Here is a 23,028-nt window from a genome sequence, read left to right on the forward strand (position 1 = left end):
AATAGAAAATGCTGGAGCAGTGGCTGGATGGCACCCGGATGCGCCAGGGCGAACGTGGCCGTTAGCGCGGGCTCAGCCCCAACTTGCGGCCAGCAACGCTGCGCTTGAGCGAACGGAGAGTGGTGGCGAGGGTGCGAATCGCTTGGGCCGCCGGATCCTCGGGAGCCGCGATCACCACGGGAACCCCGGAATCGCCGCCCTCGCGCAGGGCAATGCTGAGCGGGATCGAGGCCAGCACCGTGACGGGCTCGTCTGGCGTAGAAAGCTTGGCTGCGGCATCCGCCCCACCACCAGAGCCAAAGAGTTCGAGCACGCTGCCGTCAGGCTGGGGGAGGCCCGCCATGTTTTCGATGACGCCGATCACGCGTTGACCGGTTTGTCGGGCGACGAGGCCGCTGCGCTCAGCAACATCGGCGGCCGCAGACTGCGGCGTCGTCACGACAACCACATCGGAGTGGGGCAACAACTGCCCGAGTGAGATCGCCACGTCGCCAGTGCCTGGCGGAAGATCGAGCAGTAAAATATCGAGGTCGCCGAAGAACACATCGGTCAAGAACTGCTGAATCGTGCGGTGCAGCATCGGACCGCGCCACGACACAGCCGTGTTCTCTTCAACAAACATTCCGATCGAAATGACCTTCACGTCGTACGCAACGGGCGGCAAAATCATGTCGCCGACCTGAGTAGGTTTCGCGCCCTGGAGCCCAAGCAGACCCGGAATCGAGAAGCCGAAAACATCAGCGTCGATCACGCCGACTCTCAGTCCGCTTTGTGCGAGCGAAACTGCGAGATTGGCGGTGAGCGTTGACTTGCCAACGCCACCCTTGCCGCTCGTCACGGCAACAATCTGCGTCAGTGAGTCAGGCCCAAACTGCATCGTCTTCGGGCGCCCTTTGCGCAGCTTTTCGGTGAGAGCATCGCGTTGGCCGCGCGACATGATCGACACGTCAACAGTGACCGCCGTGATGCCGGGCACACGTTCGGTAGCCTCGCGAACGTCACGTTCGATGGAAGTCGCGGCCGGGCATCCGACAATCGTCAAAGTGAGACCGACGGATGCCGCACCAGCGTCATCGACCGAGACGCCCGAGATCATGTCGAGTTCTGTCACCGGCCGACGAATCTCGGGATCAATCACCGACCTCAGCGAGGCGAGCACCGCAGTCTCGAGGGGATTGCTTGGCGCTGAACTGTCAACCGAGCCCGCAGCGTCGTGAGGAGTCACGAAGAAGCCGATGCTTCGTCGTCGGCCTCGGGATCTTTCTCGAGCTCTTCGAGCAGAGAGCGAAGCTCGGCTCGAATGAAATCTTTGCTCGCCAGATCGGTCATCGCTAAACGCAAAGCAACCACTTCGCGAGCAAGGTATTCAGTGTCATTGAGGTTGCGTTCGGCCCGCTGGCGGTCTTGCTCAATCTGAACCCGGTCACGGTCATCTTGCCGGTTCTGGGCGAGCAGGATCATGGGAGCCGCATACGACGCTTGCAGCGACAGGATGAGGGTCAACAGCGTGAAGTTTGTCGATCGGGGGTCGAACTGGGCACCGATGGGGGCGCTGGTGTTGTAAATCAACCAGACGCCGACGAAGGCGGAGAGGCCGACAAGGAACCACGGCGTGCCCATCCCTCGAGCAAACGCTTCGGAATAGCGCCCCATGCGGTCGCGACTCTGGAACATTCCAAAACCGCTGCGAAGACCCTTGGGAGTATCAAGGCGCAAGTCATTGCGCTGTGATCGTAGTGACCGCTTAGCTGGTGCCACGTGGTGCCCTCCCTGCGCGAATTGCTTTCTGCTGAACGATGGTTAGCGGTCGAGTAGAAGTGTCGTCGAAACTTGCAGACTCGTCGGTGGTACTTCGCCAATCATCGGGAAGCAGATGATCAAGCACGTCATCAATGGTCACCACCCCGAGTAGTCGGTGGTTGTCATCAACCACGGGAACCGAAACCAGGTCATAACTGGCGAGGATGCGCGAAACTTCCGCCGCCGTCGTCGACGAGCGCACGGGCTCAAGCGACTGGTCAATCAACGCGCCGAGGCGCTCGTTTGGTGGGTAGCGCAGCATCCGCTGAAAGTGAACCATCCCGAGCAGCCGCCCTGTTGGCGGTTCGTAGGGTGGCAAGGTTACGCAAATAGCAGCACCAAGAGCTGGCGCCAGCTCATGACGACGGATGAGAGCAAGACCCTCAGCGACGGTCGCGTCAGCAGACACAATGATCGGTTCGGTGGTCATGAGACCGCCAGCAGTATCGGAGTCGTAGCTCAGCAGAAAGCGAACGTCTTCGGCCTCTTCTGGCTCCATGAGATCAAGAAGAATTTCGCCGCGCTCGTCAGTGAGGTGGGCGATGAGGTCGGCCGCGTCATCCGGTTGCATCTGATCGAGCACATCGGCGGCGCGATCATCATCGAGCTTGTTGAGCAGATCCACCTGCTCTTTCTCGGGCATCTCTTCGAGCACATCGGCGAGACGATCATCAGAAAGCTCGCCGGCAACTTCCATCATGCGTTGCTCGGGCAACTCGAGCATGGCATTGGCAAGGTCGGCCGGAAGCAGATCAGAGAAGCTGGCGACAAGTTGGGTTGCTGACTGCGCTTCGCCCTTATGAGTGTCTTGCTTTATTTCGTCCCACGAAGCGAAATCAGTCGCTCCCTTTGCAAAAAGGGGAGCGCCAGTAGTTTTGGGGCGACGGAGGAAGAGTTGACTAACTTCCCATTCGCCGATGTCGACTTCTTCAATCGCAACATCTTCAATTTGAGCTTCACCGGAACCGTCGCGCATACCCACTCGACGACCGAGCAGTTCAGCCATGACACGAATCTCGCCACCGCGCTGTTCAAAGCGACGCAAGTTGAGCAGACCCGTCGTGATGATTTGTCCAGAACCGATGCTCGTAACGCGGCCAATGGAGAGAAAAACGTGGCGTTTGCCGGGGACTTCGGCAATCATGCCCACAACGCGCGGGCTCGCATCAGCGCGTTCGACGACGAGAACATCGCGAACCTTGCCAACGCGGTCTCCGTTGGGATCGAAGACCGAGCAGCCCACCAATCGGGCGACGAATACTCTTGAGTTGCTCACAACTAAAACCATACCCTTGCATGGGACAATGAACTGATGAGTAACTTCAGTGGATTCTCCCGCCGTGCGCGGCAACAGTCGAGCGTGCCGCGCGGAAACGTTCTCGGCAGCTACGAAAGCTATACCGACGCGCAATCCGTAATCAACACCCTCGCCAAGGCCGAATTCGACATCAAAGGCGTCGCCATCGTCGGCCGCGACCTCACAACAGTCGAGGTCGTCACCGTCCGATTGAGCTACGGTCGCTCAGCTCTTGCCGGGGCAACGACTGGCGCGTGGCTTGGTCTCTTCTTTGGGCTGATCACGACGATTCTGGCGCCGGTAACACCCCAGCAGGTAGGGATCTTCTTCGCCGCCATTCTGACCGGTGCTGGCATCGGAATGATTTTCGGAGTCGTCAACTACGCGATGATGCGCAAACGTCGCGACTACGCCGCAACATCGCAACTCATTGCTGATCGCTACGAGATCATCATCTCGCCCGACCTCGCAGCCAAAGCTCACGGCATTCTCGGCACTTCGGCTGGTGGGCAACTTGGCGTGCACGCCGCCCCTCACGTGCCGAGCCCATCAGAACGCGCCGGTAGTAACGACTCCGACCAGTCAGCCAATTAGCAAGCACCTGACCGCTACTAGCTAGGCGCGCGCCACACTCTCGCTGACGCGCGCCGTCAGCGCTAGGAGCGTGCGATCCACGCTTCGACAGCATCCGCACTGCGTGGGATGTTGACCGACAGATTTTCGGCGCCATCTTCTGTCACGAGGATGTCGTCTTCGATGCGCACACCGATCCCGCGGTACTCCTCGGGAACGGTGAGGTCATCAGGCTGGAAGTAGAGGCCAGGCTCGATCGTGAAGACCATCCCGGGCTCAAGCACGCCATCGAGGTACATGTCGCGTCGGGCAGCTGCGCAGTCGTGCACGTCGATGCCGAGGTGGTGACTGGTGCCGTGCACCATGTAGCGGCGGTGGAACTGGTTGTCTGGCAGCATCGATTCTTCAGCAGAAACGGGCAGCAGGCCCCACTCTGCGGTCTTCTCAGCGATTACCCGCATTGCTTCGGCATGGATTTCGCGGAACTTGATTCCGGGGCGAACGATCGCAAAGGCGGCATCTGCCGCTTCGAGCACCGCGTTGTACACGCGACGCTGAATCTCGGTGAAGGTTCCGCTGATCGGCAGTGTGCGCGTGATATCCGCCGTGTAGTAGCTGTCGAGCTCGATACCGGCATCGATAAGAATGAGGTCACCTGGCTTCACCGGGCCGTCGTTGCGGGTCCAGTGCAAGATGCACGCGTGCGGCCCAGAGGCAGCGATCGTGTCGTAGCCAACAGTGTTGCCTTCGGCACGAGCGCGACGATTGAACGTTCCCTCGACGAGACGCTCACCACGAGCGTGCTCCACAATGTTGGGAAGATCAGCAATGACATCGTCGAAGCCCTGCTGGGTGGCATTGACCGCGGCGCGCATCTCTTCAACCTCAAACGCATCCTTCACGAGACGAAGTTCGCTCAGATCACGGCTCAGGTCATTATCGCCATCGTGCTCGAGCGCTTCAGAATCGGCGGTCAAGAGACGACGACCATCAACCTGATCGGTGACGTCGCGGTCGCCATCGCGCACAATGAGCGTGGAGGAGTCGACAAGGTCGAGCACCGCCTCAAAGTCGGTCAGAGGCAAGGTCTGGATGCCGAGATCGCTAGCGACGTTACCGAGTGACGGGCGGGGGCCGGTCCAGAATTCTCCGACATCCGGGTTGGCATAGAACTCGTTGGTGTCTCGGCCTGCGGCTGGTCGGAAGTACAGGGTTGCGGTGTGTCCGGCATCCGTCGGCTCCATTACGAGCACGCTGCCGGCAACGGCGTCTGAGCCCCATCCGGTGAGGTGGGCAAAGGTGCTGTGGGCGCGGAACGGGTAGTCGGTGTCATTGGAGCGAACCTTCGCGGCACCGGCCGGAATGATCAGTCGCTTGCCGGTGTGGAGTGCGGAAAGTCGTGCCCGTCGGTCTGCAGCAAAGGCTGCCTGATCGCGGGGGGTGACATCGATCTCTTCTCGCTCGGCCCATCCAGAAGAGATGTAGTCAGCGAATCCCGAAGACTGGGGAGTCGTCGAGCGGTTAGAGGTCGCACGGGGCGTGGGTACTGATGAATCTGCCATACATCTAGTGTCGCCCCTAGTGCCCCAAAAGGCACTATTGGACTATCGGGTTGACGAGAGGGTGGCGAGAACGGGCCGATGGTCGCTGCCATCGCCGTCATTCGATTCGACGACGCGCATCCCGATAACTGTCCACTCGCTCGAAGCCATGACGTGGTCGATGGGTGCTCCGAGCAGCGCAGGAAGTTGTGTTGGCCAGGTGCCAATCGCCGCATTGTCGGTCACGGATGCGGCATCTGTGCAGCTACCGAGCGCAAAGTCGGCGCCGTCGGTGAGCGAGGCATAGTGGTCAATTGTTGAGTTGAAGTCGCCAGCCAGAATGACATTGCTCGCACGACATTGCTCTGCCAGCCAGTCGAGGTCACTGCGCCAATTGGCCATTTCGCCGCTGATCGGCGCAACAGCGTGCACCGCAATGAACGTCGGGCCGTCGCCGTCTTGCGGTACCGCGACCACGCTGGGGAGTGTCGACGTGGTGCGGGTAGAAAGGTCAACGTCGTATTCGCCCAAATCGACGCTAATCAGAATTGTTGTTGAGCGGGATTTTGAGATCTCGTCATAGGCGAGCGTGTGAACCCACATGGGGTGGTTGGCCGCTGACATCAATTGGGCGATTTCGATGCCAAGCTCGCGGGTAGTTTCCGGAAGGGTCACCACATCCGCATCATTAGCGAGTGCCAGTTCGGCGATTGTGGCAGCACCGGGCGCATCGCCGAGAGTGTTCCATGAAAGTACGGTGACATCGCCTTCGGCTTTGGTCTCGAATCCCGGGCTACCGAAACCGCGCGTCGCAAGTACAACAAGACTGAGTGTGCTGAAGGCGAGAGCAACGACGGCGAGGGATGCAGTGAAGCGGTGCAGTCGAACCGACAGAAGGGAGATCAATGTCAGCCCCAGAACAGCAACAAAGGCAACGGCGGCAGCGAGTCCGCGCAGGGAAACTACCTGCGCGATAATCGCAGTCTGTTCGAGGGAAAACAGCTGAGGCCAGGCCGCGACGACGAGGGCGGCGGCGATGGCGACGATAAAGACCGCCGAAAGGATGCGTGGAAACATAGCGACCCGAGCCTAGAGCAATAGGCTTGCACAATGCGCAACACACCGATCGACCTGCACACTCACAGTGCGGTGTCTGACGGCACCGAAACCCCCACCCAGCTGATTCGGTCCGCCAAGAGAGCTGGGCTCGGCACTGTCGCGCTCACTGACCACGATTCAACGGCGGGGTGGCAGGAGGCGATCGCCGCAGCCACGACGGCGGGAATCAACGTAATACCGGGCATGGAGTTGAGTACCAACTATGGCCCAGCAAGTGTGCACGTTCTTGCCTACCTCTTCGACCCCCTCGACCGCACGATCATCACCGAAACAGCACGCATTCGGGATGGACGCCTGCGCAGAGCCGAGCGCATCGTCGAGAAGATCTCTCGGGACTATGACCTGACGTGGGATGACGTGCTCGCCGAGTCATCCGATGGAACCACTCTTGGTCGCCCGCATATTGCCGACGCGCTCGTTCGCAAAGGGCACGTTGCCAATCGCAGCGCTGCCTTTGAGAGCATCCTGCACTGGCAAGGGGGCTACTACGAGAAGTATTACGCCCCGAGTCCGCTCGAGGGAGTGAAGATGATCGTCGCTGCCGGGGGAGTGCCCGTGCTCGCGCATCCGGCCGCCCACGGAAAATACCGGTCAATGGATGACTCGGTCATCCGCGATCTCGTTGACAATGGGTTGTTTGGGCTTGAGGTGTACCACCGCGATAACTCAGAAGAGGGCAAAGCGTGGTTGCTCACGGTCGTCAAAAAGTTTGGGCTCGAAATCACCGGCTCCAGCGACTACCACGGTGAGGGAAAGCCCAACCGACTAGCCGAGAACACCACTGAACCTGACGTTCTCGAGAAACTCATTGCGCGCGCGACCGGCTCGAAGCCGTTCATCGCTGCCGCCGGCTCGTAGCGACGAGCCAGCCGTATCCATTGTCATTTACCGAATTCACCCTTGAGCAGGAGACGCCATGACCAGCAACGCCGAACAGTGGAATGCCCTCACCCCCGAACTCCTCCGCAGCAGGGGAAGCAACAAGTGGACCGCGCCCGAAGGTGAGCTGCTGTGCGCTGGAGTTGCTGAGATGGACTTCGGCACAGCCCCAGCAGTGCTCGACGAGTGGGCGGCTATCGCCGATCGTTTCGGCTTCGGCTACCCGGACGAGTCGGTCGCGCTCGAAATGAACGCGGCAACAGCCAAGTGGCACCGTGAGCAGTACGGCTGGGAGCTCGATGCTGCTGACGTGCACCCTCTCCCTGACGTACTCAAGGGGCTCGAACTTGCCATTACGAAGTTCAGTGCGCCAGGAGCCGCGGTCATCGTGCCGACTCCCGCCTACATGCCGTTCCTGGCTGTGCCGAGGGACTTCGGCCGCGAAGTCATCGAGTCGCCCATGGTGCGTGGCGACGATGGCAGCTTTGCTCTCGACCTCGACGACATCGCCAGCCACTTCGCCGACGGCGCTAACCTGCTGATTCTCGCCAATCCCGGCAACCCCACCGGCAAGGTGTACTCCCGCGACGAACTGGTGGCGCTCGCCGCGGTTGCCGACGCCCACGGTGCGCGCATTTTCAGCGACGAGATTCACTCGCCCCTCGCCCTCTTCGGCAACAAGCACGTGCCTCTGGCGAGTGTGTCGGATGCCGGTGCGCGTGCCGCGATCACCGCTACCAGTACGTCGAAGGCTTTCAATCTGCCCGGGCTCAAGTGTGCGCAGATCATCCTTAGCAATGACGCCGACCGCGCGCAGTGGGCGTCGCTGAGCTGGCTCGCGACGCACGGCGCCAGCACGCCAGGGATGAAGCTCAACACGGCCGCCTACCTTCGTGGTGAGCCGTGGCTGCTCGAGGTGCGCGAGTACATTGAGGGCAACATTGAGTACGCTCGGGCGGCGCTCGCTGAGCTGTTGCCTGAGGCTCGCATGGCTCCCATGCAGGGCACCTATTTGGCGTGGCTTGATTTGCGCGCCTACTCGGATGAGTCAGAACTTGCGGAAATGCTGGCCGAGAAGGCGGGCATCCGAGTCAATGGTGGCGTGGGCTATGGTGCTGTTGGCGCTGGCCATATCCGGGTAAACCTGGCGACGTCTCGCCCGATTCTCGAGCGCATTATCGCGCAGCTTGCTGCGGCAATGACTGCCTAGCGGCTGGTGGCTTCCTCGCCCCAGCCAGGGAGGGGTAGGCGTTGTGAGAGCGAATCAAGGATGAGGTCGAGACCGACCTCAAATTCGTTGGAGTAGCTGTAGCCGGGGAGCAATGCGTGTCCGACGGCCATCTCCGTCAGGTGCGGAAATTCACCGGCGGGCATCTCGGTGACGATGGCTTCGGCAACTTCGGTGAGTTCTTCTGAGGTGTCGAATGGCAGGCTGAGCTCTTGCATGACGAAGCCGTAAATGTAGCTGTCGAGAGCGGAGAAGGCGTGTGCGGTGCCGGCGATGGAGAATCCACCGGCGCGGAGCACACCGATGACGGCGTCGTGGTGGCGAAGAGTGGCGAGCCCAGGATCTCGACGCGAGTCCATGAGGCCGATTGCCCAGCGGTGGCGAACGAGAGCGTCTCGGGCCGAGAGTGCGCGGTCATGCATCGCAGCGCGCCAGCCGTTCTCACTGGTTGGCAACGCAATTTCGGCAAAGACGAGGTCGACGAGGCCCGTGAGGATCGCCTCTTTATTGGGCACGTGATAGTAGATCGACATCGCTTCGACGCCGAGACGATCCGCGAGTTTACGCATCGTGAGGGCCTCGGAGCCTTCAGCGTCGGCGAGCTCTAGGGCGGCGAGGAGAACGGCCTGACGCGTGATGGGCGTGCGTTTCTTGGTTGGTCGTGCTCGATTCGTGTCTGCCACGCGAATTCTCCTGGTCGGTTTGGGGGTATTGACTATCTTACTGCGTAAGGTTAACTTACGACGTAAGGTCAATTTGAGAGGATCACCATGAGCACGTCAGCCAGTAGCCGTCCAACACCGCCACCAGCACGCAAGCGGGTGTGCATCGTCGGAATCTCCGGAAAGCTCGGTCAATATCTGGCCGCCCACGCACTCGATCGCGGCTATGAGGTCGTTGGAGTGTGTCGCCAGAAGAGCGTGGCGAAACTCGACCACTTCGGCAACCGCATCACCGTGATTGCTGGTGAGACCTCTGATCGCAGCGTTATCGAACGCGCCGTAGCAGGTTGTAGCGCCGTGCTTACCGTGCTCGCGCCGTGGGGTGTGCGCGACTATTCATCCCGCACAGCGCAAGCCGTGCTCGACTTTGCGCAACCAGATGCTCGCCTGATCTTCTCGTGTGGCTGGCACGTGCGTGCGAGCGCAAACGACGTCTACTCGCGTAAGTTCCTCGCGACCGTTGCCATCGCATCCTGGCTCGCCAAGCTGGTGCGCGCTGTCGACATCGCCGACCAGTCTCGTGCAGCCGAACGCATCTTCGCGAGCGACACCCGCTGGACGCTCGTGCGCGGGAGCGACCTTGAGGAAGGCGAGAGTGAGGGACTGCCAGTGTGGAGTTCTGCCATTGGAGACCCCATTCTCGAGAGCAACCTCACACGCCGAACCGACTTTGCCCTCTTCATGGTGGAGGCGATCACCAATGACGCCCTCATCGGCCAAGCGCCAGCAATCGTCGGATGCCGCAGCGAATCCGCCGTGGCACACGCTTCGTCCGCGCACGCATAGCTGCAGCCGCTAACCTCGCGCGGGCGGAAAGCTCGGAAAGGGTGATTATCTGTCATGATCGCATTATGCAACATGCGCTCAGAAAGATAGCTGGCTATTTCTTGCTGTGCGTTGTCGCCACCATTCCAGCGATTGCAATTCTCTTTCTGTATCTAAGCCCGGTTATGGGCCTGCTCTATATGATCGCTGTTCAGCAGGAGCGCATCGAGGGCCCCTCAGGATCATGGCTCCTCATATTCCTCCTTTGGTACTGGCCTGTCATGCTCGCGGGAACGACTGCGTTGCTGTTCGCAACTGCTCTGGTGTTATCGCGTCGGGCGAAGTCAAGCGAACCCGAAATGATCGACGGACCGGCCCAGAAGTTGACCAGACGGAGTCTGCAATTCCGTGTCATTGCACTTTTGTATGCGCTCCTGGCGGGCATCGCTGTTGTCTACAATCTCCTTCCCCCTTCGTTCGAGTAGCGCGCCCACGTCAACGCCTTCACGAACTTCGTGAGGCGACCGAGAGCGCTGCGTGCCACACTGATCGCATGAGCGTTGTCGAGAACTCCAAACTGACCATCGTGGGCGCCGGCAGCGTCGGCGCGAGTGCTGCTTACGCGGCCCTGATCCGGGGATCCGCTCGGCAGATTGCGCTCTACGACATAGCGACCAAGAAGGTGGATGCCGAAGTACTCGACCTCGCCCACGGCACCCAGTTCACAGGGTCGAGCCAGATCATCGGCGGAAGCGACATTTCGGTGGCGGCAGGCTCGCACGTTGTTGTCATCACGGCTGGTGCGAAGCAGAACCCGGGCCAGACTCGACTTGAGCTTGCCGATGTCAATGCTCGGATGCTCGGCACTATCATTCCCCAGCTGATCGAGGTAGCTCCGAACGCGATCTATGTCATCGTCACGAACCCGTGTGATGTTCTTACGGTGCTTGCCCAAGAACAGTCTGGTCTCCCGCCTGAGCGCATTTTTGCGTCGGGAACCGTGCTCGATACTTCGCGACTGCGGTGGAAGCTCGCCGAGCGTGCCGGGGTCTCGCCATCCAGCGTTCACGCGTCAATCATTGGAGAGCATGGAGACTCGGAGTTTCCGCTGTGGTCCCGGGCAACGATCGGCGGGGTCCCGGTTCTTGAATGGGAGTGCGAAGGTCACCCGCGTATGACGCAGGAGGAACTCGACGACATTGCCATCGGCGTCCGCGATGCCGCCTACAAGGTGATCGAAGGCAAGGGTGCGACGAACTACGCGATCGGCTTGTCTTCGGCTCACATCGTCGAGGCGATCCTGGGAGACAAGCGTTCCGTCATGCCGGTCGCGCCAGTGCTCACCGATTTCCACGGGCTCAGTGGTGTTGCCCTCTCGGTGCCATGCATCGTGAGCGCTTCTGGCGTAACGCCGATCAAGGAGACAACGTTTAGCGAGAACGAGCTGCGACTGCTCACCGAGTCCGCGACCGGGCTCCGACGGGTAGCCGACTCGCTACGACAGTAGGGGTGGCGTTGCCATCGACGATGGCGCGACAATCTTCGATTGCGCTCCGGAGCAGTTGCCGCATTCGCTGGTCTGCTCGGGGCGAGCAGCCTTCAGCGATGCCAACCACAGCTGTGCGGATGATGGAGTCTGTCATGCACGTAACGGCACGACCGTGCCCCTCAACGCGGTACTGAGCACTGAACTTTTTCGCCCACTTTTCGGCTGCCGGTGCTTGCGCAAACGCGGAAGCAACATCGCTGGCGAGCGTAGCCCCGAGGAAGGGTTCGAGCTCAGCCAATCGTGCCTGCGTTGAGATGATTCCCACTGCCAGTGCCCGTTGACGCCCCTCGCTGGCGACGGGGAGCGCCATAGTTGCGGCGCGAAGCGCGATGCGGAGCTGTATGCGAGGGTCCGCGCTGGTCACTCCGATCACCGAAGGGATGAGTTCGGCCAGTTCTGAACGCTCGCGGTCAGAGGTGCAGTCATTGACCATTCGCGCTAACAGGGCGAGTGCCGGATGGGTGCATGGCGGATGGTCGCTCCACTTTTCTCCGGCAAGGTATGAGGCGAACTCCATGAAACATCCACCCCGGCGTGGGTTTCGGTGACGTCCGGCCGAAAGAACGGGCATGAAGTCTGGTGAAGCGTTCTTCTGTTGCACCGGCATAGTTCTCCTCCTTGGCTACCGTGCGCTGAGGAACTTTTTTCTATTGTGCGCCTGTTATTCCGATAAAACCAGTGCCCCGTTTGCCGCTGCACAATGCGGCGAGATGTGTAAAATCAGCAAATGGTTGAGTTCAACGAAACCTCATCCGACACGACCCCCGCTCAAGGACCGGTGCCCGGTGGGATGACAACATTTCTGCAGATTCTCGTCAATACTGCAGTAGCAAATATCACCACGAGTTACTTGTGGTTCGCGCTGACTTTCTGGGTCTATCTTGAGACGAGGTCGGTGCTCGCAACGGGCATTATTGGCGGCGCCTACATGCTTCTGGTTGCGGCATTTTCGATGGTCTTCGGCACCATTGTTGATCGACACCGCAAGCACACCGTCATGCTCTTCGCCGGTATGGTCACGCTCGTGGCGTTCGGCATCGCGGGAACTCTCTACGCGATCTTTCCCGAGTCTGTTCTGCTCAACCTCGGCGGGCCCATGTATTGGATCTTTGCCGGCATTATCCTCTTCGGTGCTGTCATCGAAAACATGCGTAATATCGCACTCTCGACAACTGTGACCCTGTTGGTTCCTCGCGAGCGCCACGCCAACGCCAATGGCATGGTTGGCACGGTTCAGGGCCTCTCCTTTTTGGTGACGAGCGTGTTCAGCGGGCTCTCGATTGGAATACTCGGGATGGGCTGGACTTTGGTTATTGCCATCGCGCTGTCGGCTGCCGCCCTCATCCATCTCACGGTGTTGCGCATTCCGGAAGACAAGCCGGAACCCGAGGAAGGCGGGCGCTCACCACTCGTCGACCTGCGGGGGAGTATCACCGCCGTTCGCGCCGCTACCGGGCTCTTTGCGCTCATCATTTTCTCGACATTCAACAACCTCATCGGCGGCGTCTACATTGCGCTCATGGACCCCTACGGACTTGAACTATTTCCTGTGGAGCTGTGGGGAATTGTGCTCGGCGTATCGTCGAGTGGATTCATCATCGGCGGACTGCTCGTCGCCAAGTTCGGGCTGGGGCGCAACCCCATCCGAACCATGCTGTTTCTCGTTGGCCTCATGGGGATTCTCGGGGCCATGTTCACGATCCGCGACTGGTGGTGGCTTTATGCTGGCGGCATCCTCCTTTACATGACTCTGGTTCCTGCGGTTGAAGCAGCAGAGCAGACCGTCATTCAGAAGATCGTGCCGTACCGCACGCAGGGCAGAGTATTTGGATTCGCCCAAGCCTTCGAAGCAGCTGCGGCGCCGATTACAGCATTCGCGATCGCACCCATCGCCCAATTTCTCATCATCCCGTACATGGATTCTCAGAACGGACAGGATGCCTTCAGGTGGCTACTCGGCGACGGAGCCGCACGCGGAATCGCTCTCGTCTTCCTCATCGCGGGATCGCTCATGGTGGTAGTCGCGGTCGTCGCCTTCTCCACAAAGTCGTATCGATTCCTCTCGAAGCAATACGCCGGAACAACGCAATCGGTGCCTGCTACCGAACCGCTGGAGCACAACTGAGCGGGTGACACCAACGCAGAAAGCCCCACGCGAGGTGGGGCTTTCTGATTAACCGTGAGTCTTGAGCGACCTAAGCGGTGGGAGGCGCGATAGGTGCGCCTTCGTGTCCGCCACGGCGACGACGAGTGCGCTTGCGGCGCGCCGGTGCTCCACCATCGTGGGTGCCGCCACCCTCAGGGCGAACATTCTCGTCGGACGTACGCGCGCTAGAAACAGAACCACTATCGCTGTGGGAAGACGAGTCAGATCCGGCAGCTCGTGAACGGCTGCGGGGCGGTCGCGACGAGGCGTCGCCTGAGCGCTGCGAGTCGCGGCCTCGACCATTGCCCGAACCGGAGCCGGAACGGCCACCAGCGTTTGACCCCGAGCCACCAGTCGCAGCCGCGCGCACTACCGGTGCGTGGGATCCGGGTAGGCGGCCCTTGGTTCCCTCAGGGATGTCGAGGTCGCTGAAAAGGTGCGGGCTCGAGGAGTAGGTCTCGGTCGGCTCAGGGATGCCCATCTCGAGCGCCTTGTTGATGTGGGTCCACTTGAGCATGTCTGCCCAGTCCACGAACGTGACAGCAACACCGGTCTTGCCTGCGCGACCGGTACGGCCAGCGCGGTGCAGGTAGGTGTCGTGGTCGTCGGGGATGGTGTGGTTGATCACGTGGGTAACGTCATTGACGTCAATTCCGCGAGCCGCAACATCCGTCGCGATAAGAATGTCTTTCTTGCCAGCCTTGAACGCAGCCATGGCGCGCTCACGCTGCTCCTGGTTGAGGTCACCGTGCACGGCAGCAGCGTTGAAGCCGCGGTCGTTCAGCTCTTCGACAAGCTTCGCAGCGGCACGCTTGGTGCGCGTGAAAACAACCGTCTTACCGCGACCCTCAGACTGCAGGATACGCGCAATGACCTCGTCTTTGTCGAGGTTGTGCGCGCGGTAAACGACGTGCTTGATGTTCTTCTGCGTCAGGCCCTCATCGGGGTCGGTGGCGCGGATATGAATGGGCTTGTTCATGAAGCGACGAGCGAGAGCCACGATCGGGCCTGGCATCGTTGCGGAGAACAGCATCGTGTGACGAGTAGGAGGCGTCTGCGCGAACAGCTTCTCGATGTCGGCGAGGAAGCCGAGGTCGAGCATCTTGTCTGCCTCATCCAAGACCATCACCTTGATGTCTTTCAGCGACAGCATGCGCTGGCTGGCGAGGTCGAGCAAACGACCGGGCGTGCCGACGATGACCTGCGCGCCGGCCTTGATCTGTTCGACCTGACCCTCGTAGGCCTTGCCGCCGTAGATCGCGGCAATCTTGGTTGACCGGTTCGATGCGGCAAGAACGAGGTCTTCGGCAACCTGAACACACAGTTCACGAGTCGGAACGACGATGAGCGCTTTTACGCCTGGCTCAGGATCGAGGCCAAGCGACTGCAATACGGGGAGGCCGAAGCCGAGCGTCTTGCCGGTACCGGTCTTTGCTTGCCCAATGATGTCTTGGCCAGCAAGACCCATGGGGATGGTTTGAGTTTGGATGGGGAAAGGTTCGATGATGCCCTTGGTGGCAAGAGCATCGACCATGTCCTGATCGATATTGAGTTCTGAGAAAGTCACGTATGAAGCCCGTCTAGGTGCGATGCGCCCTTTTTGACCTGGGGCGCCGGACCCCCTCCAGATTCGGGGGGATGCCCGAAGTTTAGCGGGTCGGACTGGGCTGAAGCCGTGAAGCGAGGCGGCGAGGCGAGTCGTTGCAGCGGCACCTAGCACAAACACGCTCTAAGCTAGCTGCGTGGTTAAGTGGTTTTCACGCACGTCAGGACGCATCGAAGTGCCTCGCCTTCGGTCACGTTCCCACGATTTGCCGACCGAAAAAATAGCGCTAGCGGAGTTCGCTCCCGACATCCTCGGGTTCTTGGGGCGTGCGGCTTACGTGCAACTCATGATCTTTGAAAATCTGTCCAGGGTCATCACCAACGCCCCAACAACTGCAGCCAAAACAGCCATCGGCAAAGCAGCAGAACTGTCTCTGGGCAAGCACCGCGCTCTCGTCGCCGAAATTGTTAAAGCTGGCGGATCGCCGGCAGAAGTGATGGATCCGTTCACCGAAGCATTCGACCAGTTCGAGCGGGTTGCCCGCGGTGCCGACTGGTACGAGGCAATGATTACGGCCTACTTGAGTGCCGGATTCTTCGATGATTTCTATGCGCGACTCGCTGCGGGCCTTCCCACAGAGTCGCACACACGCCTCGTCGCTATCTTCTCGGGAGAGTCTGGCGAGAAAGTGCTTGCGGAATACCTCCAGGCAGCGATCGACGCCAACCCGAGACTCGACTCTCGCCTAGCAATGTGGGGTCGGCGGCTCGTCGGCGACATGATGCTCGCCGCGCGGTCAGCTCTTGTATTCCCCGATCACACGCGATCGACCGAGGCACAGGTTGAGCCGGTCTTCACCGAACTCATCGCCGCTCACACCCGCAGAATGGATGCGCTCGGCCTTACTGCCTAGCGAATGATCTAGCCACGGGCCAAGTCGTCGAACGCGCGAGCATCCGCCGCTTCACGGTACCGAGGAAGCAGCAGTGCGGTAGCGAGAGCTGCACCGCCACCGGCTACGAGGCTAATAACCCAGATCCAGGTGCCATCAAAGGTGAGCCCGATCCACACGAGAGCAACCCACACGGTTGCTGTGACGGCGGCACCGACAGCAGGCAGCAGTGCGGAACCGTACAGGCCGCGTGATGGCAACATGTACCGCAAAATTGCGGCGATCGACGCACCGATGACGGTGACGAAGAGCAGTTCCACGCTAGGCCACGAATCCGACGCGGCGAGATTCTTCTTCGCCGAGTTCGACGTAGGCGACAGCCACGGTCGGAACGATGTAGAGCTTGCCTTTGGCGTCGCGCAGGCTCACATACTTGGCGTCCGAGTTCAATGCCTCGGCAATGATCGACTCAACCTCGCTCGACGACTGTGCCGACTCAAAGTTGATCTCACGGGGGCTGTTGTTGATACCGATGCTTATGTCCACACGCCAAGATTACGACACAACCAGAGTCGGTGAATGTCCGTTCTCTGTCAGCGCATCCAGATAACGTTGATTCATGGTCACATTGCCCCCTGGGCGCGCGGATGTCGCGGCACCCGAGCCGCACACGCTCGATGCTTCTCAGCGAGCCGTCGTCGAGCTCACGGAAGGCGTGAGCGCGATTGTGGTTGGAGCGCCAGGCTCGGGTAAAACCGAGACGCTCGTAGAGGTTGTGGCCGAACGGGTTCACAATCGCGGGTGGTCTCCTGAGCAGATTGTTGTGCTGTCGGCGACGCGCCAGAGCGCTACGGCACTGCGAGATCGCCTCGCAGCCCGAATCGACGCTCCCACTCTTGGGCCTATGGCTCGCACGGCAAACTCGCTGGCCTTCGAAGTGATTCGCGAGGCCGCTGCTGCTGCTGGCGAAGGCGCCCCCACGCTGCTCACCGGCGCCGAGCAAGACCAAATCATCTCCGACCTGTTAGCCGGCGAAATTGCCGACAATGCGGGTGCGCCGTGGCCAGCCCACCTCGATCCAGACGTGCGCAAGCTTCGGGGGTTCCGCACCGAGTTGCGAGATCTCATGATGCGCTGTGTCGAATTCGGCGTCACGCCCCACGAGCTCAGAGAGTTGGGCGAACGCACCGATCGCCCGGAGTGGGTGGCGGCATCCGCGTTCATTTCTGTTTACGACGCCGTGAAGGCCAGTTATCGCGACCGACACTTCGATGCGAGTGAATTGCTCGCCGAGGCTGCCGCACTCGTCGCTGACGGCCACTATGCCGCAATCGACCGACTGCGTTTGGTGATTGTGGATGACGCCCACGAGCTCACAGAAGCCACCATTTCTTTGCTGCGGGCGCTCGCCAGTCGCGGCATCACGATTATCGGGTTTGGCGACCCTGATCTCACAACGGGATCGTTCCGGGGTGCTCAGCCTGCCGTTCTCGCGGCCTGGGCGTTGCGGCTTCAGCTCGATAACTGCCAGACGCTTTTTCTTTCCTCTGTGCACCGGCACAGCGCAGCTCTCCGCCATACCGTGACCGAGCTCACGCAGCGCATCGGAGTCTCTGGGCTTCTTGAGCAGCGCAAGTCGCCGGCGGTCGCGACCGCGCCGTCGAGCATCCATAGTTATCAGTTGGCGACCCCGGCAGAAGAAGTGGCATTCATCGCTCGAAGCCTTCGGGAGAAGCACGTTCTTGAATCAGTGCCGTGGTCGCGCATGGCGGTAATTGTGCGCACCGGCTCGCTGATTCCGTCGCTCGCACGCCAGTTGCGCACACTCGAAGTTGTTACGAGTGTGTCAAGTGCTCGCAGTGCGGTTCGGGATGAGTTCAGCGTGAATGGTTTGATCGTTCTCCTCGAACTTGCGTTGGGGCGTCGAGCGCTCGACGCTGCGACGGCGGTCGAGTTGCTTTCCAGCTCAGTCGGCGGATTCGACGCCGTGTCATTGCGCCGCTTGAAAGCAGCCCTGCGCCACGAAGCGCTGGCTGCCGAAAACTACGAGCCGGCCGATCAACTCATCGCCAGCGCCCTAGCCGCACCGGCAGGGTTCACCAGCATCGAGACGCGGGTAGCCCGGCAGGCCGCTGCCGTGGCCAAGAACCTCCGCGAGACCGCTGCCGCGGGAGACGCCGGCGACACGATCGAAGAGTTGCTGTGGGGTGCATGGCAACGCAGCGGCCTCGCCGACCGCTGGTTCGCTCAAGCACTCGGCTCGGGCGTTGTCGCTGAAGAAGCCAATCGCCACCTCGATGCTGTCGTCGCCCTGTTCTCTTCCGCCAAACGTTTCGTCGAACGTCGACCGGATGCCCCCGCCAACGTTTTCCTCAACGAGTGGCTCTCGGCAGACGTGTCAGAAGACACTCTTGCCGCTCGCTCCATCGTGGACTCCGTCACAGTCGGAACACCGGCATCCGTCATCGGCCAAGAGTTCGACGTTGTTGTCATCGCCGGACTGCAAGAGAACGTGTGGCCCAACCTGCGCGTGCGTGGTTCACTCCTCGGCGCACACGATCTGCCTCGAGTGCTGGCTGGCGAAAAGCTGGCGGTCGCCGACCGTCGCCGTGAAGTTTTACACGACGAGTTGCGGATGTTCGCCCAAGCAGTCTCGCGGGCCACGAGTGAAGTAATTGTTACCGCAGTCGCGGGTGATGACAACATGCCATCACCCTTCCTCACGCTGATCCCAACGCCGGATGAACCCCTGCGCGCTCGACCACCGCTGAGCTTGCGCGGACTAGTCGGGGTGCTTCGGCGTGAACTCACGAGCTCGGCGAACCCCGGTCCGGCAGCAGCCTCTCTCGCGCGGCTCGCGCAGGAGGGCGTTCCTGGTGCCGACCCCAGCTCCTGGTACGGACTGCGCGACCCAAGCACTACAGCGCCGCTCGTTGATCTGAGTGATCCTGACGCCGTAGTGCGAGTTTCGCCATCGCGCATGGAATCGTTCGAAAGCTGTCCGCTGCACTGGGCGATCGATCAGTTGGGGGGATCAACGTCGAGCGTCGCCTCAAACTTGGGAACGCTCATCCATGGCGTTGCCGAGACGGCAACTGACTTCACCGCCGAGGCTCTCTTTCGTGCCGTCGAAGACCGCTGGGGCGAAATGAGTTTTGAGGCATCGTGGCAGTCGGAAGCCGAGAAGCTGAGAGCCCGCAAACTCACTCAACACTTGGCGACGTATCTGCGTGATTTCGCCGCCGATGGAGGAGAACTCATCAGCAACGAGATGCAGTTTAAGTTGCCGCTCCAGCAGGCTCTGCTCAGCGGAAAGATTGACCGTGTCGAACTGTATGGGGGAACAACAGCAGTGATCGTTGACCTCAAGACTGGCAAGAACGAACCATCCACCGACAGCGCTGTTGCCGACCATCCTCAGCTTGCGGCGTATCAGCTTGCCTTTGCGTCCGGGGCGATCGAGGGAGTGCCTGAGGGTCTCGCCAATGGTGGTGCCAAACTTGTCGTGCTGTCGCCGAGTGCTAAGACCCGGGACTATGTCGACCCGAAACAGGCACCGATGACCGATGAACAGCTCGAACTCTTCCGTCAGAGAGTGATCGACGACGCACGAGGAATGGCCTCCAATGTGTTCGTGGCCCGAATGAGCAGCCACTGCACCGACCCGTGGAGTTTCGGCAATTGCCGCATCCACGTCGTGCCGGCGGTGAGCGCCCGATGATCTCTTCCGTAGAACTTGCTGGGCTCATGGGAATCCACGCGCCAACACCGCAACAGCAGGTTGTCATTGAGGCTCCGCTGACTCCCGCGCTTGTTGTTGCCGGTGCTGGCAGTGGAAAAACCGACACCATGGCAAGCCGCGTGGTGTGGCTGGTTGCCAACAACCTCGCCACGCCAGATCAGATCCTCGGACTCACCTTCACCCGCAAAGCGGCCGGCTCGCTCAGCAAGCGGGTCAGCGAACGCATAGCGATCCTGCGCGACGTGCAAGATCGGCATCCCGAACGATTCACGGCCACGCCAGAAACCGCATCGATCGAGTTCGACCAGCCCACAATCTCCACCTACAACTCTTTCGCCAGTGCGCTGTTCACCGAAAATGCACTGCTGATCGGCCGGGAACCAGAGTCGACCCTGCTCAACGATCCCTCCTCATGGCAACTGGCCCGCAAGCTCGTCGTCGCGAGCACTGATGAACGACTCATCGGACTCGAAAAGTCCATCAATGCCCTCACTGAGGCGGTGCTGAGCCTGAGCCACGCGCTCAGCGACAACGTGGCAAACGCCGACGACGTCGCAGCTTACGCGCAGCGGTTTACCGAACTTTCCGAGCTGCCCTATGCCGAAACCGCACGCAAGAAGACCCCCTATGTCTCTGTAGTTGAAGCCGTCAACGAGGTCGGATCGCTCGCGCCATTGCTCGCGTTGGCCGTGCAGTACGCCCAGCAGAAACGACAGCAGGGGTTGATTGAATTCAGCGACCAGGTTGCTCTCGCTCTCGAAGTGAGCGAGCGCTCCTCCGATGTCGTAGAGCGCTACCAAGACCGCTACCGGGTAGTGCTGCTCGACGAATATCAAGACACCAGCGTCGTGCAAACGCGACTGCTCGCGCGACTATTCAGCAACCACTCGGTCATGGCCGTCGGCGACCCCCACCAGTCGATCTACGGCTGGCGCGGAGCGAGCGCTGCAAACCTCGCCCGCTTCAGTCGCGACTTCACCGACAACGGTGACGCTCAATACTTTGCCCTCTCTACAAGCTGGCGCAACGCCACTCGTGTGCTTGACGCCGCCAACGTCATCGTCGAACCGCTCAGTGTTCGTTCACCAGTGCGCGTCGAATCACTGGATGCACGTCCCGCCGCCCCCGAGGGCACAATCGACGCCCACTACTTTGAACACATCGACGAAGAGGCCAGGGGAGTCGCCACATGGTTTTCGCGAGCGCTCGCGCCGCAAACTTGGAACCGCTACGACCCCAACCCCAACGCGATTGCTCCTTCGCCGCCAACGGCGGCCATCCTGTTCCGACGGCGCAGCGACATGGATCGCTTCGCCGCAGCACTCGGGGCCGAAGAAGTTCCGTACCACGTGCTGGGAATAGGCGGACTGCTGTCAACACCAGAAATCGTCGATCTCGTCAGCGCGCTCACCGTAATCCACGACCCCACAGCAGGGTCAGAGCTCATCCGGCTGCTATCGGGCGCACGCTGGTCCATCGGCACCCGCGACCTGCAAGCACTCGCCGGACTCTCGCGGTGGTTGCTCAGCCGCTCCGTCACGCAACACGAGCTGAGCGACGAAGTGAAGCAACACATGCGGGACTCCGTCGCGGTCGATGATTCGGCATCCATTGTCGATGCTCTCGACTTTGTTGGTGAAGCACCCGCCACGCATTCGCAGCTTGAGGCGTTTAGCGAAGAAGGTGTTTCGCGGCTCAAAGCCGCAGCAAAGCAATTGGCGTTCTTCCGTTCGCGAGCTGGCCTTGACCTCGGTGACCTTGTGCGGCTTCTTGAGCAGGAACTGCTCCTCGATATTGAGGTCGTCGCTAGTCGTCCCCAGGCCCAGGGCATGGCCAACCTTTATGCGTTTCACGATGAGCTCGCTGGCTTTCTTGCCAGTGACGATCAAGCCAACCTCGGCAGCTTCTTGTCGTGGTTGAGGAGGGCTGCGCAGCAAGACATGATGGGGCCGCGCAGCGACGATGCCGAAGCCGGCACCGTGCAATTGCTCACGATCCACGCCTCCAAGGGGTTGGAATGGGATCTGGTCGCACTGCCGCGGCTGTCTGCCGGAGAAGTCCCTGCGACATCGCGGGAAGGAAAAGGCTGGGTAGGTTTCGGCAAGCTTCCCTTCGCCTTCCGTGGCGATGCCGCTGAGCTTCCCGAATTGGAATGGGAAACCGCAAACTACCAGTCCGACTTCGATGCCTCTCTCAAAGATTTCAAGGCAGCTCTCGCTGACCGTCATCAAGCAGAAGAGCGACGACTCGGCTACGTCGCGATCACTCGAGCGCGCGACAATCTGCTGCTGACCGGGTCATTCTGGTCGAGCCGCAGCAAGCCGCAAGCGCCCAGCATTTTTCTGCAAGAACTCCAAGAACGTGCACTCATCGCCGAGTTGCCGACTGACCCAGTGAACGACGAAAATCCAACGCTGAACGATGTCGTCGACCCGCTCTGGCCCTTCGACCCACTCGGTAATCGTCGCACCAGCGTAGAAGTGGCCGCTCACCTCGTGCGAACGGCAGATCCCGGCGGCGACGGCCAGTGGTCGCACGAGATTGACCTTCTCGTTGCCGAACGCAACAGAGCCGCTAGCGAAGCCAAGCGCACACCGCTGCCGCAACGAATTCCCGCCTCTCGATTCAAGGACTACATCGCCGACCCCGAAGCGGTCGCGCTCTCGCTGCGGCGCCCCATGCCCGAAAAGCCGTACCGCGCCACGCGATTGGGAACCCAATTCCATGAGTGGGTCGAAGCTCGCTTCGGTGCCTCGGCATCTGCAGAGACGCTCGATGCTCTACCCATCGAGCTCGACGGTGACGACATCGACGGTGCAGCGGATGCCAAAAAGCTTGCCGAGTTGCAGTCCACTTTCGAACGTTCAGCCTGGGCAACGCGCAAGCCCGTCGACGTTGAGATTGAGATTCACGTTCCCTTCAACGACCGGGTCGTGATCTGCAAGATCGATGCCGTGTACTCCGATGGCGACCGCTTTGAGATTGTCGACTGGAAGACGGGCCGTGCCCCGCGGGATGCCGCCGATCTAGAAGCCAAGCAATTGCAACTCGCGCTCTACCGACTGGCGTACGCGCAGTGGAAAGGCATCGCGCCAGACAAGATCGATGCAGCGTTCTACTTTGTGGCTGACGACACAGTGGTTCGCCCCGAACACATCTCGAGCGAAAGCGAACTTCGTGGGGCGTGGGAACGATCAGTTGGTGCGGCTCCGAGCTTCGGCGGCTAGAC

Annotated in this window: 20 protein-coding genes; 10 read left to right on the plus strand and 10 right to left on the minus strand. The window is 60.6% G+C overall.

The window, feature by feature from the left end; all coding sequences use genetic code 11:
- Nucleotides 1-61 precede the first annotated feature (61 nt).
- The 3 genes from AC061P_RS04030 to AC061P_RS04040 are packed head-to-tail and all read right to left on the minus strand — an operon-like array spanning nucleotide 62 to nucleotide 3,076.
- Entirely contained in the window at nucleotides 62-1,225 is a 1,164-nt protein-coding gene (locus AC061P_RS04030; protein ID WP_480391897.1) for a P-loop NTPase, read from the minus strand.
- Nucleotides 1,222-1,758: a DUF1003 domain-containing protein gene (locus tag AC061P_RS04035; RefSeq protein WP_480391898.1), complete on the minus strand. Its 537-nt coding sequence runs from the start codon at nucleotides 1,756-1,758 to the stop codon at nucleotides 1,222-1,224. The genes AC061P_RS04030 and AC061P_RS04035 overlap by 4 nt, the downstream gene beginning before the upstream one ends.
- Nucleotides 1,745-3,076, minus strand: a complete 1,332-nt coding sequence (locus AC061P_RS04040) for a magnesium transporter MgtE N-terminal domain-containing protein (protein WP_449648620.1) — start codon at nucleotides 3,074-3,076, stop codon at nucleotides 1,745-1,747. The genes AC061P_RS04035 and AC061P_RS04040 overlap by 14 nt, the downstream gene beginning before the upstream one ends.
- Before the next feature lie 36 nt (nucleotides 3,077-3,112).
- Between AC061P_RS04040 and AC061P_RS04045 the strand changes: the two genes are divergently transcribed.
- On the plus strand, nucleotides 3,113-3,691 hold the full coding sequence (locus AC061P_RS04045; protein WP_480391899.1) for a YflT domain-containing protein: 579 nt from the start codon (nucleotides 3,113-3,115) through the stop codon (nucleotides 3,689-3,691).
- Nucleotides 3,692-3,753: 62 nt separating this feature from the next.
- Here AC061P_RS04045 and AC061P_RS04050 read toward each other — a convergent pair whose 3' ends face one another.
- Nucleotides 3,754-5,232 carry an aminopeptidase P family protein gene (locus tag AC061P_RS04050; RefSeq protein WP_480391900.1) on the minus strand — a complete coding sequence of 493 codons (1,479 nt, stop codon included), beginning with the start codon at nucleotides 5,230-5,232 and terminating at the stop codon, nucleotides 3,754-3,756.
- Between the two features lie 42 nt (nucleotides 5,233-5,274).
- Nucleotides 5,275-6,288, minus strand: coding sequence for an endonuclease/exonuclease/phosphatase family protein (locus AC061P_RS04055; protein WP_480391901.1), 1,014 nt, complete (start codon nucleotides 6,286-6,288; stop codon nucleotides 5,275-5,277).
- A 33-nt stretch (nucleotides 6,289-6,321) separates the two neighbouring features.
- On the opposite strand from AC061P_RS04055, the gene AC061P_RS04060 reads away from it, so the two are divergent.
- Both AC061P_RS04060 and AC061P_RS04065 read left to right on the plus strand, forming a co-directional pair.
- Complete coding sequence (locus AC061P_RS04060; protein WP_449648616.1) at nucleotides 6,322-7,188, plus strand: PHP domain-containing protein; 867 nt, start codon at nucleotides 6,322-6,324, stop codon at nucleotides 7,186-7,188.
- 58 nt (nucleotides 7,189-7,246) lie between these two features.
- Nucleotides 7,247-8,419, plus strand: a complete 1,173-nt coding sequence (locus AC061P_RS04065) for a MalY/PatB family protein (protein WP_480391902.1) — start codon at nucleotides 7,247-7,249, stop codon at nucleotides 8,417-8,419.
- On the opposite strand, the gene AC061P_RS04070 is transcribed toward AC061P_RS04065, so the two are convergent.
- Nucleotides 8,416-9,120, minus strand: a complete 705-nt coding sequence (locus AC061P_RS04070) for a TetR/AcrR family transcriptional regulator (protein ID WP_480391903.1) — start codon at nucleotides 9,118-9,120, stop codon at nucleotides 8,416-8,418. The two genes, AC061P_RS04065 and AC061P_RS04070, sit on opposite strands and share 4 nt — an antisense overlap.
- A gap of 87 nt (nucleotides 9,121-9,207) precedes the next feature.
- Here AC061P_RS04070 and AC061P_RS04075 point away from each other — a divergent pair, with 87 nt between their 5' ends.
- From AC061P_RS04075 to AC061P_RS04085, 3 genes are all read left to right on the plus strand, one after another.
- Nucleotides 9,208-9,945 (plus strand): NAD(P)-dependent oxidoreductase, encoded by a 738-nt coding sequence (locus AC061P_RS04075; RefSeq protein ID WP_449648613.1) that lies wholly within the window; start codon nucleotides 9,208-9,210, stop codon nucleotides 9,943-9,945.
- A gap of 65 nt (nucleotides 9,946-10,010) precedes the next feature.
- Nucleotides 10,011-10,409 carry a hypothetical protein gene (locus AC061P_RS04080; protein ID WP_449648612.1) on the plus strand — a complete coding sequence of 133 codons (399 nt, stop codon included), beginning with the start codon at nucleotides 10,011-10,013 and terminating at the stop codon, nucleotides 10,407-10,409.
- A gap of 68 nt (nucleotides 10,410-10,477) precedes the next feature.
- Nucleotides 10,478-11,431, plus strand: a complete 954-nt coding sequence (locus tag AC061P_RS04085; RefSeq protein WP_449648611.1) for an L-lactate dehydrogenase — start codon at nucleotides 10,478-10,480, stop codon at nucleotides 11,429-11,431.
- On the opposite strand, the gene AC061P_RS04090 is transcribed toward AC061P_RS04085, so the two are convergent.
- Nucleotides 11,379-11,990, minus strand: a complete 612-nt coding sequence (locus tag AC061P_RS04090) for a hypothetical protein (RefSeq protein WP_449648610.1) — start codon at nucleotides 11,988-11,990, stop codon at nucleotides 11,379-11,381. The two genes, AC061P_RS04085 and AC061P_RS04090, sit on opposite strands and share 53 nt — an antisense overlap.
- Before the next feature lie 273 nt (nucleotides 11,991-12,263).
- On the opposite strand from AC061P_RS04090, the gene AC061P_RS04095 reads away from it, so the two are divergent.
- A complete protein-coding gene (locus AC061P_RS04095; RefSeq protein WP_449648785.1) occupies nucleotides 12,264-13,598 on the plus strand; it encodes an MFS transporter in 1,335 nt (444 codons plus the stop codon).
- Nucleotides 13,599-13,668: 70 nt separating this feature from the next.
- Here the strand turns inward: AC061P_RS04095 and AC061P_RS04100 are convergent, their stop codons facing one another.
- Nucleotides 13,669-15,186, minus strand: coding sequence for a DEAD/DEAH box helicase (locus AC061P_RS04100; RefSeq protein WP_480391904.1), 1,518 nt, complete (start codon nucleotides 15,184-15,186; stop codon nucleotides 13,669-13,671).
- 175 nt (nucleotides 15,187-15,361) lie between these two features.
- Between AC061P_RS04100 and AC061P_RS04105 the strand changes: the two genes are divergently transcribed.
- Nucleotides 15,362-16,078, plus strand: a complete 717-nt coding sequence (locus tag AC061P_RS04105) for a ferritin-like fold-containing protein (RefSeq protein WP_449648608.1) — start codon at nucleotides 15,362-15,364, stop codon at nucleotides 16,076-16,078.
- A gap of 8 nt (nucleotides 16,079-16,086) precedes the next feature.
- Here the strand turns inward: AC061P_RS04105 and AC061P_RS04110 are convergent, their stop codons facing one another.
- Both AC061P_RS04110 and AC061P_RS04115 read right to left on the minus strand, forming a co-directional pair.
- Entirely contained in the window at nucleotides 16,087-16,377 is a 291-nt protein-coding gene (locus tag AC061P_RS04110; protein WP_449648607.1) for a hypothetical protein, read from the minus strand.
- 1 nt (nucleotide 16,378) lies between these two features.
- Entirely contained in the window at nucleotides 16,379-16,603 is a 225-nt protein-coding gene (locus AC061P_RS04115) for a DUF3107 domain-containing protein (RefSeq protein WP_449625159.1), read from the minus strand.
- Nucleotides 16,604-16,676: 73 nt separating this feature from the next.
- Here AC061P_RS04115 and AC061P_RS04120 point away from each other — a divergent pair, with 73 nt between their 5' ends.
- Both AC061P_RS04120 and AC061P_RS04125 read left to right on the plus strand, forming a co-directional pair.
- Entirely contained in the window at nucleotides 16,677-19,778 is a 3,102-nt protein-coding gene (locus AC061P_RS04120) for an ATP-dependent helicase (RefSeq protein WP_480391905.1), read from the plus strand.
- Nucleotides 19,775-23,026: a UvrD-helicase domain-containing protein gene (locus AC061P_RS04125; protein WP_480391906.1), complete on the plus strand. Its 3,252-nt coding sequence runs from the start codon at nucleotides 19,775-19,777 to the stop codon at nucleotides 23,024-23,026. The genes AC061P_RS04120 and AC061P_RS04125 overlap by 4 nt, the downstream gene beginning before the upstream one ends.
- Nucleotides 23,027-23,028: the final 2 nt, after the last annotated feature.

The organism is Rhodoglobus sp. G.S.4 (assembly GCF_056619605.1).

Bases quoted from the DNA above. Each gene is read 5' to 3' on its own strand.
- AC061P_RS04050 (WP_480391900.1), bottom strand. From the start codon at position 5,232: ATGGCAGATTCATCAGTACCCACGCCCCGTGCGACCTCTAACCGCTCG.
- AC061P_RS04120 (WP_480391905.1), top strand. From the start codon at position 16,677: ATGGTCACATTGCCCCCTGGGCGCGCGGATGTCGCGGCACCCGAGCCG.
- AC061P_RS04080 (WP_449648612.1), top strand. From the start codon at position 10,011: ATGCAACATGCGCTCAGAAAGATAGCTGGCTATTTCTTGCTGTGCGTT.
- AC061P_RS04075 (WP_449648613.1), top strand. From the start codon at position 9,208: ATGAGCACGTCAGCCAGTAGCCGTCCAACACCGCCACCAGCACGCAAG.
- AC061P_RS04060 (WP_449648616.1), top strand. From the start codon at position 6,322: ATGCGCAACACACCGATCGACCTGCACACTCACAGTGCGGTGTCTGAC.
- AC061P_RS04045 (WP_480391899.1), top strand. From the start codon at position 3,113: ATGAGTAACTTCAGTGGATTCTCCCGCCGTGCGCGGCAACAGTCGAGC.
- AC061P_RS04065 (WP_480391902.1), top strand. From the start codon at position 7,247: ATGACCAGCAACGCCGAACAGTGGAATGCCCTCACCCCCGAACTCCTC.
- AC061P_RS04095 (WP_449648785.1), top strand. From the start codon at position 12,264: ATGACAACATTTCTGCAGATTCTCGTCAATACTGCAGTAGCAAATATC.
- AC061P_RS04125 (WP_480391906.1), top strand. From the start codon at position 19,775: ATGATCTCTTCCGTAGAACTTGCTGGGCTCATGGGAATCCACGCGCCA.
- AC061P_RS04090 (WP_449648610.1), bottom strand. From the start codon at position 11,990: ATGGAGTTCGCCTCATACCTTGCCGGAGAAAAGTGGAGCGACCATCCG.
- AC061P_RS04055 (WP_480391901.1), bottom strand. From the start codon at position 6,288: ATGTTTCCACGCATCCTTTCGGCGGTCTTTATCGTCGCCATCGCCGCC.
- AC061P_RS04085 (WP_449648611.1), top strand. From the start codon at position 10,478: ATGAGCGTTGTCGAGAACTCCAAACTGACCATCGTGGGCGCCGGCAGC.